At 61.6% G+C, this 16233-nt stretch carries 20 protein-coding genes; 12 read left to right on the top strand and 8 right to left on the bottom strand.

All coding sequences use genetic code 11. From position 1 onward, the window contains the following. Positions 1-119: 119 nt before the first annotated feature. The 4 genes from AABM52_RS27355 to AABM52_RS27340 all read right to left on the bottom strand — a co-directional run bounded on the left by AABM52_RS27355 (position 120) and on the right by AABM52_RS27340 (position 3341). Positions 120-638, bottom strand: a complete 519-nt coding sequence (locus AABM52_RS27355) for a DUF3299 domain-containing protein (protein ID WP_347909380.1) — start codon at positions 636-638, stop codon at positions 120-122. 11 nt (positions 639-649) lie between these two features. Continuing rightward, a complete protein-coding gene (locus AABM52_RS27350; RefSeq protein WP_347909379.1) occupies positions 650-1915 on the bottom strand; it encodes an ABC transporter permease in 1266 nt (421 codons plus the stop codon). A gap of 1 nt (position 1916) precedes the next feature. Then, positions 1917-2627: an ABC transporter ATP-binding protein gene (locus AABM52_RS27345; protein WP_347909378.1), complete on the bottom strand. Its 711-nt coding sequence runs from the start codon at positions 2625-2627 to the stop codon at positions 1917-1919. A gap of 123 nt (positions 2628-2750) precedes the next feature. Next, on the bottom strand, positions 2751-3341 hold the full coding sequence (locus AABM52_RS27340; RefSeq protein ID WP_347909377.1) for a DUF2796 domain-containing protein: 591 nt from the start codon (positions 3339-3341) through the stop codon (positions 2751-2753). A gap of 135 nt (positions 3342-3476) precedes the next feature. Between AABM52_RS27340 and AABM52_RS27335 the strand changes: the two genes are divergently transcribed. Then, complete coding sequence (locus AABM52_RS27335; protein ID WP_347909376.1) at positions 3477-3824, top strand: hypothetical protein; 348 nt, start codon at positions 3477-3479, stop codon at positions 3822-3824. Here AABM52_RS27335 and trxA read toward each other — a convergent pair. Genes trxA through AABM52_RS27320 form a run of 3 tightly spaced genes read right to left on the bottom strand, consistent with a single transcriptional unit; the run spans position 3821 to position 5850 of the window. Beyond that, positions 3821-4693: a thioredoxin gene (gene trxA / locus AABM52_RS27330; protein WP_347909375.1), complete on the bottom strand. Its 873-nt coding sequence runs from the start codon at positions 4691-4693 to the stop codon at positions 3821-3823. The two genes, AABM52_RS27335 and trxA, sit on opposite strands and share 4 nt — an antisense overlap. 39 nt (positions 4694-4732) lie before the next feature. Next, positions 4733-5389, bottom strand: a complete 657-nt coding sequence (locus AABM52_RS27325) for a 50S ribosomal protein L11 methyltransferase (RefSeq protein WP_347909374.1) — start codon at positions 5387-5389, stop codon at positions 4733-4735. Next, the gene (locus AABM52_RS27320; RefSeq protein WP_347909372.1) at positions 5386-5850 is read right to left on the bottom strand and encodes a YbaY family lipoprotein; all 465 of its coding nucleotides are present in this window, start codon (positions 5848-5850) and stop codon (positions 5386-5388) included. The genes AABM52_RS27325 and AABM52_RS27320 overlap by 4 nt, the downstream gene beginning before the upstream one ends. A 127-nt stretch (positions 5851-5977) precedes the next feature. On the opposite strand from AABM52_RS27320, the gene nrdR reads away from it, so the two are divergent. The 11 genes from nrdR (at position 5978) to AABM52_RS27265 (ending at position 14200) form a co-directional block, all read left to right on the top strand. Continuing rightward, on the top strand, positions 5978-6442 hold the full coding sequence (gene nrdR / locus AABM52_RS27315; protein ID WP_003228656.1) for a transcriptional regulator NrdR: 465 nt from the start codon (positions 5978-5980) through the stop codon (positions 6440-6442). Beyond that, complete coding sequence (gene ribD, locus AABM52_RS27310) at positions 6439-7572, top strand: bifunctional diaminohydroxyphosphoribosylaminopyrimidine deaminase/5-amino-6-(5-phosphoribosylamino)uracil reductase RibD (RefSeq protein ID WP_347909371.1); 1134 nt, start codon at positions 6439-6441, stop codon at positions 7570-7572. The genes nrdR and ribD overlap by 4 nt, the downstream gene beginning before the upstream one ends. 47 nt (positions 7573-7619) lie before the next feature. Then, positions 7620-8282 carry a riboflavin synthase gene (locus AABM52_RS27305; RefSeq protein WP_007906836.1) on the top strand — a complete coding sequence of 221 codons (663 nt, stop codon included), beginning with the start codon at positions 7620-7622 and terminating at the stop codon, positions 8280-8282. Between the two features lie 16 nt (positions 8283-8298). Continuing rightward, positions 8299-9390, top strand: coding sequence for a bifunctional 3,4-dihydroxy-2-butanone-4-phosphate synthase/GTP cyclohydrolase II (ribBA, locus tag AABM52_RS27300; RefSeq protein ID WP_347909370.1), 1092 nt, complete (start codon positions 8299-8301; stop codon positions 9388-9390). Positions 9391-9481: 91 nt separating this feature from the next. Beyond that, positions 9482-9958: a 6,7-dimethyl-8-ribityllumazine synthase gene (ribE, locus tag AABM52_RS27295; protein ID WP_003228649.1), complete on the top strand. Its 477-nt coding sequence runs from the start codon at positions 9482-9484 to the stop codon at positions 9956-9958. After that, the gene (gene nusB / locus AABM52_RS27290; protein WP_003185935.1) at positions 9955-10455 is read left to right on the top strand and encodes a transcription antitermination factor NusB; all 501 of its coding nucleotides are present in this window, start codon (positions 9955-9957) and stop codon (positions 10453-10455) included. Before ribE ends, nusB begins: the two co-directional genes overlap by 4 nt. 178 nt (positions 10456-10633) lie before the next feature. Beyond that, positions 10634-11599, top strand: coding sequence for a thiamine-phosphate kinase (thiL, locus tag AABM52_RS27285; protein WP_347909369.1), 966 nt, complete (start codon positions 10634-10636; stop codon positions 11597-11599). After that, the gene (locus AABM52_RS27280; RefSeq protein WP_008018154.1) at positions 11596-12099 is read left to right on the top strand and encodes a phosphatidylglycerophosphatase A; all 504 of its coding nucleotides are present in this window, start codon (positions 11596-11598) and stop codon (positions 12097-12099) included. The genes thiL and AABM52_RS27280 overlap by 4 nt, the downstream gene beginning before the upstream one ends. A gap of 267 nt (positions 12100-12366) precedes the next feature. Then, a complete protein-coding gene (gene ribA, locus AABM52_RS27275; protein WP_046041645.1) occupies positions 12367-12984 on the top strand; it encodes a GTP cyclohydrolase II in 618 nt (205 codons plus the stop codon). Continuing rightward, positions 12981-13400, top strand: a complete 420-nt coding sequence (locus tag AABM52_RS27270; protein ID WP_347909368.1) for an MFS transporter — start codon at positions 12981-12983, stop codon at positions 13398-13400. The genes ribA and AABM52_RS27270 overlap by 4 nt, the downstream gene beginning before the upstream one ends. Then, positions 13400-14200 carry a cobalamin-binding protein gene (locus tag AABM52_RS27265; protein ID WP_347909367.1) on the top strand — a complete coding sequence of 267 codons (801 nt, stop codon included), beginning with the start codon at positions 13400-13402 and terminating at the stop codon, positions 14198-14200. The genes AABM52_RS27270 and AABM52_RS27265 overlap by 1 nt, the downstream gene beginning before the upstream one ends. A 150-nt stretch (positions 14201-14350) precedes the next feature. Here the strand turns inward: AABM52_RS27265 and AABM52_RS27260 are convergent, their stop codons facing one another. Beyond that, complete coding sequence (locus tag AABM52_RS27260; RefSeq protein WP_347909366.1) at positions 14351-16204, bottom strand: TonB-dependent receptor; 1854 nt, start codon at positions 16202-16204, stop codon at positions 14351-14353. Positions 16205-16233: the final 29 nt, after the last annotated feature.

Raw genomic sequence — 16233 nt, 5'->3', positions numbered from 1 at the left:
CGGTCTTTTGATGCAGCTCAATGAAAGTGGGGAGGGGTTGGATTTTGTGGCGTTTTTGCTGGCCTCATCGCGAGCAGGCTCGCGAAGAGGGACTAACAGACAGCACAAAACCACCGGATTCACTCCGGCAATTCATACAGGTAAATCTTGTCCGCCTCCATCTGATACCCGGCATCCGCCAACTCGCTGGTGGACGCCTTGACCTGCAATGCGCCTTCGATCCAGTAAGGCTGATACAACTCGTCGAGCTTCACGCCGACTTCGCTCCTGACGTGCACGATCTGGTTCGACGGCGGTGGCGGCACATGGATGCAGGCGCCGAAATACGGCACCAGCAGAAACTCCGTGGTGCGGCCTTCCTCGCTCACTTCCAGCGGTACGATGTAACCCGGCAGGCGAATGTTCTGACCGTCGAGGGCCTTGACCACCGGAGCGTTGGGCATGTCCTGTTTGGCTGCTGGCGCCGACTCTGCCGAGAGCGTGCTGCTCATCTGCGACAGATCGTGCAGCGGCGTCATGTTCGGCACTTCTTTCGGCGCGTCGGGCGGGATCATCTCCGACCAGCTCAGGTCTTTTGGCTGGGCCGCCCACAGGGGCAGGGCGACCAGCATCAACAGCGCAAGTACAGCGCGGGGCATTTTCAACGTCCTCATAAACGAATCGACAGGCCATCGGCCAGGGATTGGTGATAGGCGCGCCAGGCCGGCACGCTGCCCATCAGCAGCGCGGCGATCAGGATGCCAGCGAGCAGCGTCCATTCATACTCGCTCGGCCACGACAGCGGCAGGAACAGACCGTAGTTGGCTTGCACATAACCCTGGGCCGCCGCGATGCACACATACAGCAGCGCCACACCGGCGATCACGCCCGATAGCGCCAAGGCAAAGGCTTCGAGCACCAACAGCGTCGCGATGTGCCACGGTCGCGCGCCCACCGAGCGCAGGATCGCCATTTCCCGACGGCGTTCATTGAGGCTGGTGAGAATCGCCGTGAGCATGCCGATCAACCCGGTCAGCACTACAAACAGCGAGACCACGAACAGAGCTTTTTCCGCAGTGCCCATCAGGCTCCACAGCTCTTGCAACGCCACACCCGGCAGGATCGCCAGCATCGGCTCACCGCGGAATTCGTTGATTTCCCGTTGCAGGGCAAAGGTCGAAATCTTGTTGTTGAGGCCGAGCATGAACGCGGTGATAGCTTGCGGCGTCAGGTCCATGTTGCGCGCCTGGTCGGCGGTGATGCGCCCCTCGCCCCGGGCCGGCACGCCGTTGTGCCAGTCGATGTGAATTGCTTCCATGCCACCGAGGCTGATGTGCAGCGTGCGGTCCACCGGTGTGCCGGTGCGCTTGAGAATGCCCACCACGGTGAACGGTTTGTCGTCGTGCTTGACCAGGCTGATCGCCGCCACGCCGTGGGCCAGCACCAGTTTGTCGCCGAGTTTGTAGTGCAGTGCATCGGCCACTTCAGCGCCGAGCACCACTTCGAACGGATCGGTTTCGAAAGCACGGCCATCGCTCAGTTGCAGGTGTTGCTGGCGACCGTATTGGTAATGCTCGAAGTAGGCTTCGGTGGTGCCCATCACCCGGTAACCGCGATGGGAGTCGCCGAGGGACATCGGGATCGCCCACTTCACTTTCGGGTTGCTGGCGAAGTGTTCGAAGCTGTCCCAGCGAATGTTGTTGGTGGCGTTGCCGATGCGGAACACCGAGTACAGCAACAGGTTCACCGAACCGGAGCGGGCGCCGACGATCAGGTCGGTGCCGCTGATGGTGCTGGCGAAACTGGCCTTGGCTTCGGTGCGCACGCGCTCCACTGCCAGCAACAGGCACACCGACAGGGCGATGGCGAACGCGGTGAGGATCGCGGTGAAGCGGCGGTTAGCCAGGCTGGCCATGGCTAGACGAAACAGATACATCTCAGACCTCGGACAGGGTAGCGGCGCGATTGAGTTCGGCCAGCGACAGGTTGTGGTCGAACAGCGGCGCCAGGCTCTGGTCGTGGCTGACGAACAACAGGCTCGACCCGGCGTCGCGGCACTCGGCGAACAGCAGGCGAATGAAGTTCTCGCGGGCGTCGTAATCGAGGGCCGAGGTCGGCTCGTCGGCGATCACCAGTTCCGGTTGACCGATCAGCGCGCGGGCGGCGGCGACCCGTTGCTGCTGGCCGATGGACAGCGAATCGGCACGGCGACCGAGGATATTTTCATCTTTCAAGCCCAGGTGGGCGAGCAGCGTGGCGGCGGCTTTGTCGACGCTGCCGTGACGTTGTTTCGCCCGTTCGGCGCGCAGTTTCGAGAAGTGGCAGGGCAGTTCGACGTTTTCACGCACCGACAGAAACGGCAGCAGGTTGAACTGCTGAAAGATGTAGCCGGTGTGATCGACGCGGAAGTGGTCGCGGGCGCCGGCCGAGAGCTGGGTCAGTTCCTGGCCGAGCAGGCGGATACTGCCGCGATCAGGCTTTTGCACGCCGCCGAGCAGGCCGAGCAGGGTGGTCTTGCCGCTGCCGCTGGGACCTTTGAGGAACAGGGTTTCCCCGCGCTCCAGGCGAAACGCCGGGATGTCCAGCAGTGGCGGGTGACCGGGCCAACTGAAGCCCAGGTCGGACAGTTCGATGAGTGCTTGGGTCATTTAGCCGATTTCATGGGTGTTGATTGACCTGTGTAGGAGCTGCCGCAGGCTGCGATCTTTTGATCGTTGAAGGTCAAAAGATCGCAGCCTGCGGCAGCTCCTACAGGGTGATCTTCAGTGGATTCAGAATTTAAGGGCAGCAGTCTTGGCCGTCACATCAACCCCTTGCTGCCCGCTCGGGCCGATCAGTTGTACCTGAATTTTTTGGGTGGCCGGGAAACTGGTGAATATATTCGCCAGGTCCAGCGACTTCAGTGCCGCCGGCGTGGCGCAGGTGAACTGATAGCGAGCGTGGATTTCGCTGTGGTCATGGTGATGTTCGTGGCCGTCCGCGTCCTTGGCGTCTTCATCGTGATCATCGTCGGCCTCGGGCTTGTCGCCGAATAGCGGGCTTTCCAGCTCCTGGTTCTCCACCACGCAACCGGCGGCTTTCGGCAGGTTGAACAGGGCCTGTGGTTGTTCAAGTTGCGCGCGGACGGCGGCGACTTTGGCTTTGTCTGCGTCGCTGGTGGGGACGTGCTCGAAACCCACCAGGTTCATGGCCGGACTTTCCAGCTCCAGCTCCAGGGTCTTGCCGTCCAGCGCCGCGTTCAGGCGTCCCACGCCATGTTCGTGGGCACCCAGGCTGCCATGCTCATGATCGTGTTCGTCGGCAGCATGGGCGACAGCCAATGGCAACAAGGCAAACGGCAGGGCGAGAAGCAGACGACGCATGACGAGTCTCCGAAAAGTAAAATGAAGAAAATGTTATGTGATCTTATAACGAAAGTGCGGAGAGTTTGACTGCCTGCTTGGCGTTGCACAAGTCCCATGGGAGCATGCCGGGAAGATATTTGCGGGAGCAGACCTATGTTGCGAATTCGCGGAAGCATCGGCGACTGGCCGGTGGATTTGACCCTGGAGATGGACGACGCGGACTGGGCGCGGCTAGGGGCGCAGTTGCAGGTGGAAAAATCCGAGGTCAGCGCGCCAGCGGCGAAACCACTGAATCAGGATGACGCGCTGTGGCAGATCGCCAGGGATTTGCTGCGTAAGGCCGGGCAGCTCAGCGGACCTGACCTGCTCGATCAACTTGAAGGCCTGACCGGCAGCGCGGCGGCGGGCAAGCGCCTGCTGGTGCGTTTGCGCCATAGTTCGGATGTGAAGGTAGTGAGCGGCGGGGATACGCCGCTCTACAGCTGGATCGAGACGGCTTAGTACAGCGCGGCAAACAACTTGCGGCGGTAGGTGCTCACCAACGGGTGATCGTTGCCCAGCAACTCGAACACCTGCAGCAAGGTCTTGTGCGGCAAGCCTTCGCTGTAGCTGCGGTTGCGGGTGAACAGCTTGAGCAATGCATCCAGCGCGGCCTCGTACTGCTGACGGGCCAGTTGCTGGATCGCCAGTTGATAGACCGCTTCATCGTCCAGCGGGTCTTTTGCCAGGCGGGCCTTCAAGTCGGCGGCATCCGGCAGGTCCTTGGCCAAACCCAGAAACTTGATCTGTGCCTTGGCGCCGGCCAGCGCGGCCTTGTGCTCGTCGCTCTTGACCGCATCCAGCACGGCTTGCGCTTCGCCCAGTTCACCGCGCTCGGTCAGGCAGCGGGCGTACAGGATCAGCGCCTTGGCGTTGGTGTTGTCTTCACCCAGGATCACTTTGAGCAGGGCTTCGGCATCGGCAAAGCGGCTGTCGTCGAACAGTGTCTGGGCCTGTTCGAACGGATCGGCGGCGGCCGGTGGCGGCATCTGCACATGGGGTTCGAGCAGGGCGCGCACGGCGGACTCCGGCTGGGCACCGGCAAAGCCGTCTACCGGCTGGCCGTCCTTGAACAGCACCACGGTCGGCAGGCTGCGGATGCCGAAGCGGGCGACGATGTCTTGTTCGAGGTCGCAGTTGACCTTGGCCAGCAGCAACTCACCCTGATAGCTCTCGGCAATGCTCTGCAACATCGGCATGAGCACTTTGCAGGGCGCGCACCATTCGGCCCAGAAATCCACCAGCACCGGCTTGTGGAAAGAGTTCTCGATCACCGACTGGTCGAAATCGGCAGTCGTGGCGTCGAAGATGTACGGCGTTTCCTGACTCATGGGCAATCTCGTAAAAGCGTGAATAGGGCAACTATACGGTCAGGCGCGGGCGGCGTGGTAGAGGCTCACATGCCGAAACTCGTGGGGCTCGGCCAGATCCGGCAGGGTCATCGCCTCCAGCATCTCTATGCGCCGGTACAACGGATGGCGAAAGTCCCGCACTCGGGAATCGGCCACCAGCGCCTCTCGGCCGCGGCTGAGGAACTGGTCGAGCAGCGGCAGGTTGGCCCGGTCGTACAGCACATCCGCCACCAGGATCAGATCGAAGCGATCGGCCTCGGCGAAAAAATCCGTCGAGTAGTTGAGCTGTACGTCATTGAGTTCGGCATTGGCCTGACACGCGGCAATCGCCAGCGGGTCGAGGTCGCAGGCCAGCACTTCCAGCGCGCCGGCCCTGGCGGCGGCAATCCCCGCCACGCCAGACCCGGCGCCAAAATCCAGTACCCGCTTGCCTTCGACCCAATGCGGGTTTTCGGCCAGATAACGGGCCACGGCCAGGCCGCTGGCCCAGCAGAAACTCCAGTACGGCGGCTCATGCAGGATGCGCCGGGTCTCTTCCGGGCTGAAGGCGCGGTCCATGTTGTCGCCATCGATCAGCCACAACTTCAGGTAGGTCCCTGGTAACTCACAGGCGACCAATTGCGCATCACCGAGCAGTTCACCCAACGCCTTTTGCAGGTCGAGCGGTGCACTCATGGGGCTTTGACGAATTGCAGTTGGCCCAAAGCCTGGGTGGTCGGCTGGGTAATCAGCTGCGACGGCAGGTGCAGGATCAACTGCCCGGACTGACTGGCACGGCCTCGCAGTTCAACGCGGGCCCCGGACGGGAAGGATTCCGGATTGAAACGCAGGTGAAACGGCAGCACCTGGTTGTTGCCGATCAGGCTGGAACTGGCGAGCAATTGTTGCGGGCGGTCTTTTTCGTCGATCACCAGCAATGCCAGTTCGACTTCAGCGCCGGCCGGTACGCCTTGCAAGGTGCCGCTCAGTTCACGCTGATAGGCAGGCAGGGGGCCGAGGTTGGCGGCCTCCCGGGCTTTCTTCTGAGCTTGCTGTGGCGCCGGGCCAGGCGTTGGCGGCTGGGGCTTGGGTGCATCGCTGCCACAAGCCACCAGCAGGCTGAAAACACTGAGCAAAATGAGCGGACGTAACGACATTGGTGGCTCCATAAAGCTGAATTCCATGGATCAAGTGATCATCCCGTCTGTATACCGCAAACCCTATGGCTTGTCTTGCCACCGGGATGCGCTACCATGGCCCTCCCTTTTTTTGTTGCCTGCCACCATGCACTGTCCCTTCTGCGGTGCCAACGACACCAAGGTCATCGACTCGCGTCTGGTCGCCGAGGGCGAACAGGTGCGCCGCCGGCGTGAATGCCTGGCCTGCGGCGAGCGTTTCACGACGTTCGAGACGGCTGAACTGGTGTTGCCGCGCCTGATCAAAACCGACGGCAGTCGCCAGCCGTTCGACGAAGAAAAACTCCGCGCCGGCATGCAGCGCGCGCTGGAAAAGCGCCCGGTGAGTGTCGAGCGCCTCGAATCGTCGCTGGTGCACATCAAACATAAACTGCGCGCCACGGGCGAGCGCGAGGTCAAATCCCTCGTGGTCGGCGAACTGGTGATGGCCGAGCTGCAGAAGCTCGACGAAGTCGCCTACATCCGCTTCGCTTCGGTATATCGCCGCTTCCAGGACCTCAACGAGTTCCGCGAAGAGATCGATCGCCTGGCCCGTGAACCGGTGAAAGAATGACTACGCCCGCAGAACTTGCCATCCTCGACGCCCATTTCATGGCCCGTGCCCTGGAACTGGCGCGCAAGGGGCATTACACGACGCACCCCAATCCGCGGGTCGGTTGCGTGATCGTGCAGGGCGGGCAGATTGTCGGCGAAGGCTGGCACGAGCGCGCCGGCGAGCCCCACGCTGAAGTGCACGCCTTGCGCGCGGCCGGTGAGCAGGCTCGTGGCGCCACCGCTTACGTGACCCTTGAACCTTGCAGCCACCACGGTCGCACGCCGCCTTGCGCCGATGCACTGGTGAATGCCGGTGTGGCCCGCGTGGTCGCGGCGATGCAGGACCCGAACCCGGAAGTTGCCGGTCGTGGCCTGCAACGCCTGGCCCAGGCTGGCATCGCCACTGAAAGCGGCGTGCTGGAAGGCGAGGCGCGAAAGCTCAATCAAGGTTTCCTGAAACGCATGGAACACGGCTTGCCGTTCGTGCGGGTCAAACTGGCCATGAGCCTGGACGGTCGCACGGCGATGGAAAGCGGCGAAAGCCAATGGATCACCGGCCCGGCGGCGCGTTCGGCAGTTCAGCGTCTGCGCGCGCAAGCCAGTGTGGTACTGACCGGCGCCGATACGGTGCTGGCGGACAACGCACGGTTGACCGTGCGCGCCGATGAGCTGGGGCTGGATGCAGAACAAACGGCCTTGGCCATGAGCCGTCCGCCGCTGCGGGTGCTGGTCGACGGTCGTCTGCGGGTGCCGCTGGATGCTCCGTTCTTCAAGGCCGGCCCGGCACTGGTCGCGACCTGCGTGGCGGTGGAAGAACAATATGCCAACGGTCCGGAGTGTCTGATCGTGCCCGGCTACGATGGGCAGGTCGATCTTCGCCAACTGCTGGTTGAGCTCGCCGCTCGTGGCGTCAACGAGGTGTTGGTCGAGGCCGGCCCGCGTCTGGCAGGCGCGTTTGCCCAACTCGGGCTGGTGGACGAGTTCCAGATTTTCATCGCCGGCAAGTTCCTGGGTTCTTCGGCGCGGCCGCTGCTGGACTGGCCGCTCGCGCAAATGAAGGATGCGCCCGAGCTTAAAATCATTGAAATTCGCGCAGTGGGCGATGACTGGCGAGTCATTGCCATTCCTACGTCAACCGCGAGCGTATAATTTCTGGTCAACGCTACAGCGCTGGCTTTGTTCTCGAGGAGAACCTCATGTTTACCGGCATCATCGAATCCATCGGCAGTATTCGTGCATTGACCCCAAAGGGCGGTGATGTGCGGGTTCACGTCGAAACAGGCAAGCTCGACCTGAGCGACGTCAAACTGGGCGACAGCATCGCGGTCAACGGCGTGTGCCTGACCGCCGTTGAATTGCCGGGCAACGGCTTTGCGGCGGACGTCAGTCGCGAAACCCTCGACTGCACCGCCATGAACGACCTGAAAAGCGGCAGCCCGGTCAATCTGGAAAAAGCCCTGACCCCGACCACTCGCCTCGGCGGGCATCTGGTCAGCGGTCACGTCGACGGCGTGGGCGAAGTGGTTGCCCGTACCGAGAACGCGCGCGCCGTGGAATTCCGCATCCGCGCGCCGAAGGACCTGGCCAAGTACATCGCCCATAAAGGCTCGATCACCGTCGACGGCACCAGCCTCACCGTGAACGCAGTCGATGGCGCCGAGTTCCTGCTGACCATCATTCCCCACACTCTGAGCGAAACCATCATGGCGTCGTACCAGCCAGGCCGCCGGGTGAACCTGGAGGTGGATTTGCTGGCCCGTTACCTGGAGCGTTTGCTGCTGGGCGACAAGGCCGCGGAGCCGACCTCCAGTAACATTACCGAAAGCTTTCTGGCCGCCAACGGCTACCTCAAATCCTGACTCAAGGGGGTGCCTTGTGGCGCTCAATAGCATCGAAGAACTGGTTGAAGACATCCGCCAAGGCAAGATGGTCATCCTCATGGATGACGAAGACCGCGAGAACGAAGGCGACCTGATCATGGCCGCCGAGTGCTGCAAGCCCGAGCACATCAATTTCATGGCCAAGCACGCCCGTGGCCTGATCTGCATGCCGATGAGCCGCGAGCGCTGCGAATTGCTCAAGCTGCCGTTGATGGCGCCGCGCAACGGTTCCGGTTTCGGCACCAAGTTCACCGTATCGATCGAAGCGGCTACCGGTGTGACCACCGGCATTTCCGCCGCCGACCGTGCGCGTACCGTGCAGGCCGCCGCCGCCCGTGATGCCAAGGCTGAAGACATCGTCAGCCCGGGCCACATCTTCCCGCTGATGGCCCAGGCCGGCGGTACCCTGGCCCGCGCCGGCCACACTGAAGCGGCGTGCGACCTGGCGCGCATGGCCGGTTTCGAGCCGAGCGGCGTGATCTGCGAAGTGATGAACGACGACGGCACCATGTCCCGTCGCGCCGAACTGGAAGCTTTTGCCGCCGAACACGACATCAAGATCGGCACCATCGCCGACCTGATTCACTACCGGATGATCCACGAACGTACCGTTCAGCGGATTGCCGAGCAGCCACTGGACAGCGAGCTGGGCCAATTCAACCTGGTGACCTATCGTGATTCCGTGGAAGGCGACGTGCACATGGCACTGACCTTGGGCAATGTCTGCGCGGAAGAACCGACCCTGGTTCGCGTGCACAACATGGACCCACTGCGTGACCTGCTGATGGTCAAACAACCGGGCCGCTGGAGCCTGCGCGCCGCCATGGCCACGGTTGCCGAGGCCGGCAGCGGCGTGGTGCTGTTGCTCGGTCACCCGCTCGATGGCGACGTGTTGCTGGCGCACATCCGCGAAACTGCCGACCAGGCTGCGGTGAAAAAACCGACCACCTACAGCACTGTCGGTGCCGGTTCGCAGATCCTGCGTGACCTCGGTGTGCGCAAAATGCGCCTGATGTCGGCACCCATGAAATTTAATGCGATATCCGGTTTCGATCTGGAAGTTGTAGAATACGTGCCCTCCGAATAATGACCGGTTGTTTCCGGCCTTGAATTCGCGGTTCAAATATCACCGAGGGGCGCGTACGAGACGCGTCCCGGCTCTTTAAGAGATCTATCGAATGACCCTGAAGACCATCGAAGGTACCTTCATCGCCCCTAAAGGCCGCTACGCTCTGGTAGTGGGCCGTTTCAACAGCTTCGTCGTTGAAAGCCTGGTCAGCGGTGCAGTTGATGCCCTGGTTCGCCACGGCGTGAGCGAAAGCGACATCACCATCATCCGCGCGCCTGGCGCCTTCGAAATTCCGCTGGTTGCGCAGAAAGTCGCCCAGAAAGGCGAATTCGCGGCAATCATCGCCCTGGGCGCGGTCATTCGTGGCGGCACTCCGCACTTCGAATACGTGGCTGGCGAGTGCACCAAGGGCCTGGCCCAGGTGTCCATGGAGTTCGGCGTTCCGGTCGCTTTCGGCGTCCTGACCGTTGATTCCATCGAGCAAGCCATCGAACGTTCCGGCACCAAGGCCGGTAACAAAGGTGCTGAAGCTGCCCTGTCCGCTCTGGAAATGGTCAGTCTGCTGGCGCAGTTGGAGGCCAAGTGATTAGCGACGAAAGCGATCGTTTCAACCCGCGCGATCCAAAGCCTGCGGATGCCGGCAAGCCATCGAAAAGCGTCAAGCGTCGCGAAGCCCGTCAGCTCGCGACTCAGGCGCTGTACCAATGGCACATGGCCAAGCAATCGCTGAACGAGATCGAAGCGCAGTTCCGGGTCGATAACGATTTCAGCGATGTCGACGGCGCGTACTTCCGCGAAATCCTGCACGGGGTTCCGCAGTTCAAGACCGAAATCGACACCGCGCTCACGCCATGCCTGGACTTGACCATCGAAGAGCTGGACCCGGTTGAACTGGCCGTTCTGCGCCTGTCCACCTGGGAACTGCTCAAGCGCGTCGACGTGCCGTACCGCGTTGTGATCAACGAGGGTATCGAACTGGCCAAGGTCTTCGGTTCCACCGACGGCCACAAGTTCGTCAACGGTGTGCTCGACAAGCTGGCCCCGCGCCTGCGTGAAGCTGAAGTCAAGGCGTTCAAGCGCTAACCAGCGCTTGGATCTAGTGTCCTGTCTCGCCGATACGTTCGTTTTTTAGCGAGTGGCTGGTGTTGCCAGACAAGGCGCCGCGACGAGTCATAGCGTGCTATGGCGAGGAGCGGCAACGCCGTATGGCGACACCAGACGCCGCTAAAAAATGAACAGTATTGGTGAGACAGGATACCTAATGGGTGAGTTTGAGCTGATCCGCAATTTCTTCGCCGCCGCGCCTTGTGCGCAGGGCGGCGAAGGCGTTGCCCTCGGGATTGGCGATGACTGCGCCTTGCTGGCTGTTCCCCCTGGGGAGCAGATGGCGATCTCTACCGATACGTTGGTGGCCGGCGTGCATTTCGCCGATCCCTGCGATCCGTTTCTGCTCGGTCAGCGATCGCTGGCCGTGGCCGTCAGCGACCTGGCCGCCATGGGCGCCACACCGGTTGCCTTTACCCTTGCCCTGACCTTGCCGACGGTGACCGCCGATTGGCTGCAAGCCTATGCCCGTGGTTTGAACCAGATGGCGCAAAGCTGTGGCGTGGCGTTGGTGGGTGGCGACACGACCCGTGGGCCGCTGAGCCTGACCATGACCGTGTTCGGGCGCGTACCGGCCGGTCTGGCGCTGACCCGCAGCGGTGCGCAACCGGGGGACCTGCTGTGTGTCGGCGGCAACCTGGGCAATGCGGCCGGTGCCTTGCCCTTGGTACTCGGCCAGCGCACAGCCGAAGCGAGCATTGCCGAGCCGTTGTTGGCGCATTACTGGTCGCCGCAACCGCAGCTCGGCTTGGGTCAGGCACTACGGGGCAAGGCCACTTCGGCAATGGATATCTCTGACGGCCTGCTCGCTGATTGCGGGCATATCGCGTTGGCCTCGAAGGTCAGTATCGAAATCGAGCGGGATCGTTTGCCGCTGTCGCAGAGCCTGGTCGACTTTCTCGGTCAATCGGACGCACAGGTTGCGGCCCTGAGCGGCGGCGACGATTACGTCCTGGCCTTCACCTTACCGTCCGTCGAGTTGCCGCTACTGCTGGCCGATGGCTGGCCGATCCATGTGATTGGCCAGGTTGTGACAGGGCAGGGTGTGAAGCTGCTGGACGCCGATGGCAAAGACATCACCCCGCAAACCCGGGGTTATCAACATTTTCGGGAGTCACCGTGACAGATCATCCCAAACAGGTCCCGGCGGAAAACGTACCGCCGTCGGTCTGGCGTAATCCGTGGCATTTTTTGGCGTTCGGCTTCGGCTCGGGCACCTTGCCAAAGGCGCCCGGCACTTGGGGGTCGTTGGTTGCGCTGCCCTTTATCCCGTTGTGGCAGATGCTGCCCGACTGGGGTTACTGGCTGATGCTGGGCATCACCATGCTGTTCGGCTTCTGGCTGTGCGGCAAAGTGGCCGACGATTTGCGGGTACACGACCATGAAGGCATCGTCTGGGACGAAATGGTCGGGATGTGGATCACCCTGTGGCTGGTGCCGGAAGGCTGGCAGTGGTTACTGGCCGGTTTCCTGATGTTCCGCTTCTTCGACATTCTCAAGCCATGGCCGATTCGCTGGATTGACCGGCATGTACATGGCGGCGTCGGCATCATGCTGGATGATGTCCTGGCCGGGGTGTTTGCCTGGTTGGCGATGCAGGGACTGGTGTGGTTTTTCGCCTGACCGTTTGATTCGAATGCTTTCCAGATCCGATGACCGACACAGAACCCTGTGGGAGCGAGCCTGCTCGCGATGGCGGTGTATCAGTCAGTATTGATGTCGCTGACAGTACGCAATCGCGAGCAGGCTCGCTCCCACAGGGTATGTACCGGGGCATATATCAAACATTTTGATAGTTATCGCCGATAATTCAGCCTAAGCGTCCTCCGGAACCTGCTGTTACAATGCCGGCTCTGCGAATCTTCAGACTTTTAGATCAGGAGCACACCGGTGCCTGTCGCTTTTGTCGCCGCTTGCAAGCTGCCAACACCTTTTGCGCAATTCACCATGCATGGCTTTCTCGATGAAGCCACCGGCCGCGAGCACGTTGTGCTCAGCCTGGGTGAGTTCGATGACGGTGCCCCGGTACTCGGCCGGTTGCACTCCGAATGCCTGACGGGCGATGCCCTGTTTAGCCAACGTTGCGACTGCGGCTCGCAACTGGAAGCTGCCTTGCAGGCCATCGCCCGTGAAGGTCGTGGCGTGTTGCTCTACTTGCGTCAGGAAGGCCGGGGCATTGGTCTGCTCAACAAAATACGCGCCTATGAGCTGCAGGACGGTGGCGCCGATACCGTCGAAGCCAACGAACGTCTGGGCTTTGCCGCCGACCAGCGTGACTACGCCATGTGCCTGCCGATGCTGGAGCACATGGGCGTGAAGTCCCTGCGCCTGATGACCAACAACCCGCGCAAGGTCAAGGCCTTGACCGACATGGGGATCGTGGTCGCCGAGCGCGTGCCGCTGCACACTGGCCACAACCCGCATAACCGACTCTACCTGGCGACCAAAGCCAGCAAGCTCGACCACATGATGGGCAATGAGCATCAGGGCGAGGTAGACCGGGCGTGACCCGCGGTCAGGTGCGGCGGCGACTGTCCGTCAACTGGTGGCAATACCTGGCATTGGCCTTGTTGCCGCTGTTTGTGATCAACGCGCTGTTCGGCCAGAGCGAAGCCATTCTGCCGGTGCTGTCGATGCCGTTGTTCATCGCCGGAGTCGCCTCGATGTTTGTCAGCCTGAAGTTTTTCGGCGCCTACAAACACGCGCTGATCGCCACCCAGAAAGCCCTTGATACCCCTGAAGAACCAAGCGCCTGGATCAGTCTGGCGGCCAAGCGGCGCACGGCATTCCTGGCCGCCGGGCTGCCGGCCTGGATCGGTGCCCTGGCGGTGTTCGTCGGTCTCGAAGCCGTGCCGCTGATGCTGCTGGCACTGTCGACCGTGGTGCTGTTCTACCTCTACCGTATTCCGCGTCAACTCGGTTGATGCGCGCGTTCTGGCTGGCGGTGTCGCTGCTGGCCGCCAGTGGGTCGGTATTCGCGGTCGAACGGGTTGTCAGCCTCGCACCGTCGCTCTCTGAAATCGTCGTTGAACTGGGTTCCGCCGACCTCCTGGTGGGTGTGCTGGACGCCGGTGAACGGCTTGCGCCACTCAAGAATCTGCCCTCCGTTGGCCGTTATGGCCAGTTGGACATGGAGCGCTTGCTCAGCCTGAAGCCCGATCTGTTGCTGCTATGGCCCGGTAGCGTCGGCCCGGCCCAGCGTGACCAGCTCAAGCGACTGAATATTCCCACCTACGTCGCTGAACCCCACAGCCTGAACCAGCTCGCCGCGCAGATCGAGGTCATTGCCGCTCAGCTCGGTCGACCTGAGCGCGGAATTTCATTGGCCAGCGATTTACGCCAGCGGCTGGATGAATTGCGTCAGCGCTATCGCCGGGACAAGCCGTTACGAGTGTTCTATCAGGTCTGGGATCGGCCGCTGTACACGGTGGGCGGTGAGCAGATCATCAGCGATGCGCTGGAGGTCTGCGGTGCGCAAAACGTGTTTGCCGATCTAAAACTGCCGGCACCTCAGGTGAGTGTGGAGGCTGTTTTGCAGCGTAATCCCGAGGTGATTCTGGCCAGTGAGCAGGCGCAGCTCGATGCGTGGAAAGCCTGGCCGCAGGTGGCGGCCGTGGCACAGGGACAGTTGCGCCTGGTGACGGACAAAGGGCTGGAGCGGCCGAGTGGGCAGATGGTCGAGGCGACTGCAAAGCTGTGCCAGTTGATCGCGCCGAATTTGTAACTGTGGCGAGGGAGCTTGCTCCCGCTGGGCTGCGAAGCAGCCCTAAAAACCAACACTGCAATTTGTCTGATTGCCCCTGTCAGCTTTGATTGCGACTGCTGCGCAGTCGAGCGGGAGCAAGCTCCCTCGCCACAATGATTTGCGTCAGCCTCAGATCTCCGGCGTCCAGGTCACCCCGAACATCCACGCCCGACCTTCCTCGCGATACCCGTACTGACTACCTTGGAAGCTGTACAGCGCCCGGCTGTAACCCTTGTCCAGCAGGTTGTCGACCTTCAGCTCCAGCTGGATTTCACGATTGAGCTCCCAACTGCTGCGCAACCCCAACAAGGCATAGCCACCCAATGGCTGTTGATTGTTCAAGTCGTCATAGCTGCTGCTGACCGCTTGCCAACTGGCGCCGAGGCCCAGGCGATCGAACTGACGGTCCAGATCCCAACTCAAGGTGCGCCGCGCACGACGGGCCAGGGTGTGGCCCGTGTCACGATCGCGCGGGTCGATGATCGCCACGCCCAGATTGCTCTGCCAGCCGAACAGTTCCTGTTTCAGCGCTGCTTCGAAGCCGTTGATTCTCGCGGAAGCAACGTTCTCAGGGCGGGAGCTGTAGATGATTGCGTCTTCAATATCTGTGCGATACAGCGACGCTTCTAAGCGACTGCTCTCGGTTATTTGGCTGCGCCATTGCAGTTCATAGCTTTTCGAGGTTTCAGGTTTCAGGTCGGGGTTGTTGTAGTTCGGGTAATACAAGTCGTTGAACGTCGGCGCACGGAAACCCTCGCTGTAACTCAGCAGTATTTCGTTATCCGGGTTAAGCGGCAGGGTAAAGGTACCGCTCCAGGTGTTCTGACTGCCGAACTGCTGGTTTTCGTCGTGACGCAGGCCCAACTCCGTGGAGAAACTGTTCGCCTGAAAGCGATGCTGGATAAACGCGGCACGGTTCCAGCGGCTGTCTTCGTCGAACGCCGTGGTGCTGTTGATCCGGTCTTCGTACCAGTCACCACCCAGCATCAGGCTGTTGCGCTCGTTGAGCGTCAGGTCGTTCTGCCAGTTCACCGAGTCGCGGTAGGTGTTGAAAGCGCTGCGTTCGTCACTGAGCTTGTCGAGGTTTTTCTCTCGGTTTTCGCTGTGGCCGAATTCAACACGGGTTTTCCATGCTTCATTGATGCGCGCGTCAATGTAACTGCTGACACTGCTCACATCGAATTCGTTGTAGGGCTGCTGTTGAACTGAATCGAATGGACTGTCGAACTCGCTCTTGCCACGGTTATCCAGCAGGTTGGCGCCGACTTCGATGTCTTCCGTCAGGGCGTGACTCAGGCTCAGGCTGAGGGACTTGTTGCGATACGCGTCGTGATCGCCATCACTGGGATACGACTCGTGGGTGCGATTGATCCCGGCGGTTTCGTCGAGGCTGGCGCCGAGGTTGAAGCGGGTTTGCTCATCGCCACCGGACAAACCGAGACTGCGCTCCCAGGTCTGGTTGCTGCCAAAACCCATGTGCATCCGCGGCTGCAGGCCTTGTTCGCCGCCACGGCGGGTGAAGATCTGGATCACCCCGCCAATCGCATCGCTGCCGTAAATAACCGAGCGGGAGCCGCGCAGCACTTCCACGCGCTCGACCTGTTCGATATTGATGTGTTGCAGGTTGCTGTCGCCGGAGGTCGAGCTGCCGATGCGTTGGCCATCCACCAGCACCAGGCTCTGGGCTGACTGGGTGCCACGGATGTAGACACCCGGAATGCTGCCGCGCCCGCCGGTCTGCGAGACTTGCACGCCCGGCACCCGACGCAACAGGTCAGTGACGCTATCGGGTTGCAGGCGATCGATGTCTTCGCGGGTGAATACGGTGTTGGCGGCGCTGCTGTCGTTACGCGCTTCGACCTGGCGGTTGGCGCTGATCAACACGTCGGGCAGCTTCAGGGCCTGGTCGCGTTCGAAGGTGTCGGCCAGCAATTGACCGGCCGGCAGCAGGGTCAGCGTCAGGGCGAAGGGGGAGAGTTTCATGGGTAGTCCGTTGGTGCTTTGAGGCGAAT

Origin of the sequence: Pseudomonas grandcourensis (assembly GCF_039909015.1) — a bacterium.
Lineage (GTDB): Bacteria > Pseudomonadota > Gammaproteobacteria > Pseudomonadales > Pseudomonadaceae > Aquipseudomonas > Aquipseudomonas grandcourensis.
This window is presented reverse-complemented; position numbering and strand designations above follow the sequence as displayed.

Coding starts and splice junctions, on each gene's coding strand:
- AABM52_RS27355 (WP_347909380.1), bottom strand. CDS start 638: ATGCCCCGCGCTGTACTTGCGCTGTTGATGCTGGTCGCCCTGCCCCTG.
- AABM52_RS27350 (WP_347909379.1), bottom strand. CDS start 1,915: ATGTATCTGTTTCGTCTAGCCATGGCCAGCCTGGCTAACCGCCGCTTC.
- AABM52_RS27345 (WP_347909378.1), bottom strand. CDS start 2,627: ATGACCCAAGCACTCATCGAACTGTCCGACCTGGGCTTCAGTTGGCCC.
- AABM52_RS27340 (WP_347909377.1), bottom strand. CDS start 3,341: ATGCGTCGTCTGCTTCTCGCCCTGCCGTTTGCCTTGTTGCCATTGGCT.
- AABM52_RS27335 (WP_347909376.1), top strand. CDS start 3,477: ATGTTGCGAATTCGCGGAAGCATCGGCGACTGGCCGGTGGATTTGACC.
- trxA (WP_347909375.1), bottom strand. CDS start 4,693: ATGAGTCAGGAAACGCCGTACATCTTCGACGCCACGACTGCCGATTTC.
- AABM52_RS27325 (WP_347909374.1), bottom strand. CDS start 5,389: ATGAGTGCACCGCTCGACCTGCAAAAGGCGTTGGGTGAACTGCTCGGT.
- AABM52_RS27320 (WP_347909372.1), bottom strand. CDS start 5,850: ATGTCGTTACGTCCGCTCATTTTGCTCAGTGTTTTCAGCCTGCTGGTG.
- nrdR (WP_003228656.1), top strand. CDS start 5,978: ATGCACTGTCCCTTCTGCGGTGCCAACGACACCAAGGTCATCGACTCG.
- ribD (WP_347909371.1), top strand. CDS start 6,439: ATGACTACGCCCGCAGAACTTGCCATCCTCGACGCCCATTTCATGGCC.
- AABM52_RS27305 (WP_007906836.1), top strand. CDS start 7,620: ATGTTTACCGGCATCATCGAATCCATCGGCAGTATTCGTGCATTGACC.
- ribE (WP_003228649.1), top strand. CDS start 9,482: ATGACCCTGAAGACCATCGAAGGTACCTTCATCGCCCCTAAAGGCCGC.
- thiL (WP_347909369.1), top strand. CDS start 10,634: ATGGGTGAGTTTGAGCTGATCCGCAATTTCTTCGCCGCCGCGCCTTGT.
- AABM52_RS27265 (WP_347909367.1), top strand. CDS start 13,400: ATGCGCGCGTTCTGGCTGGCGGTGTCGCTGCTGGCCGCCAGTGGGTCG.
- AABM52_RS27260 (WP_347909366.1), bottom strand. CDS start 16,204: ATGAAACTCTCCCCCTTCGCCCTGACGCTGACCCTGCTGCCGGCCGGT.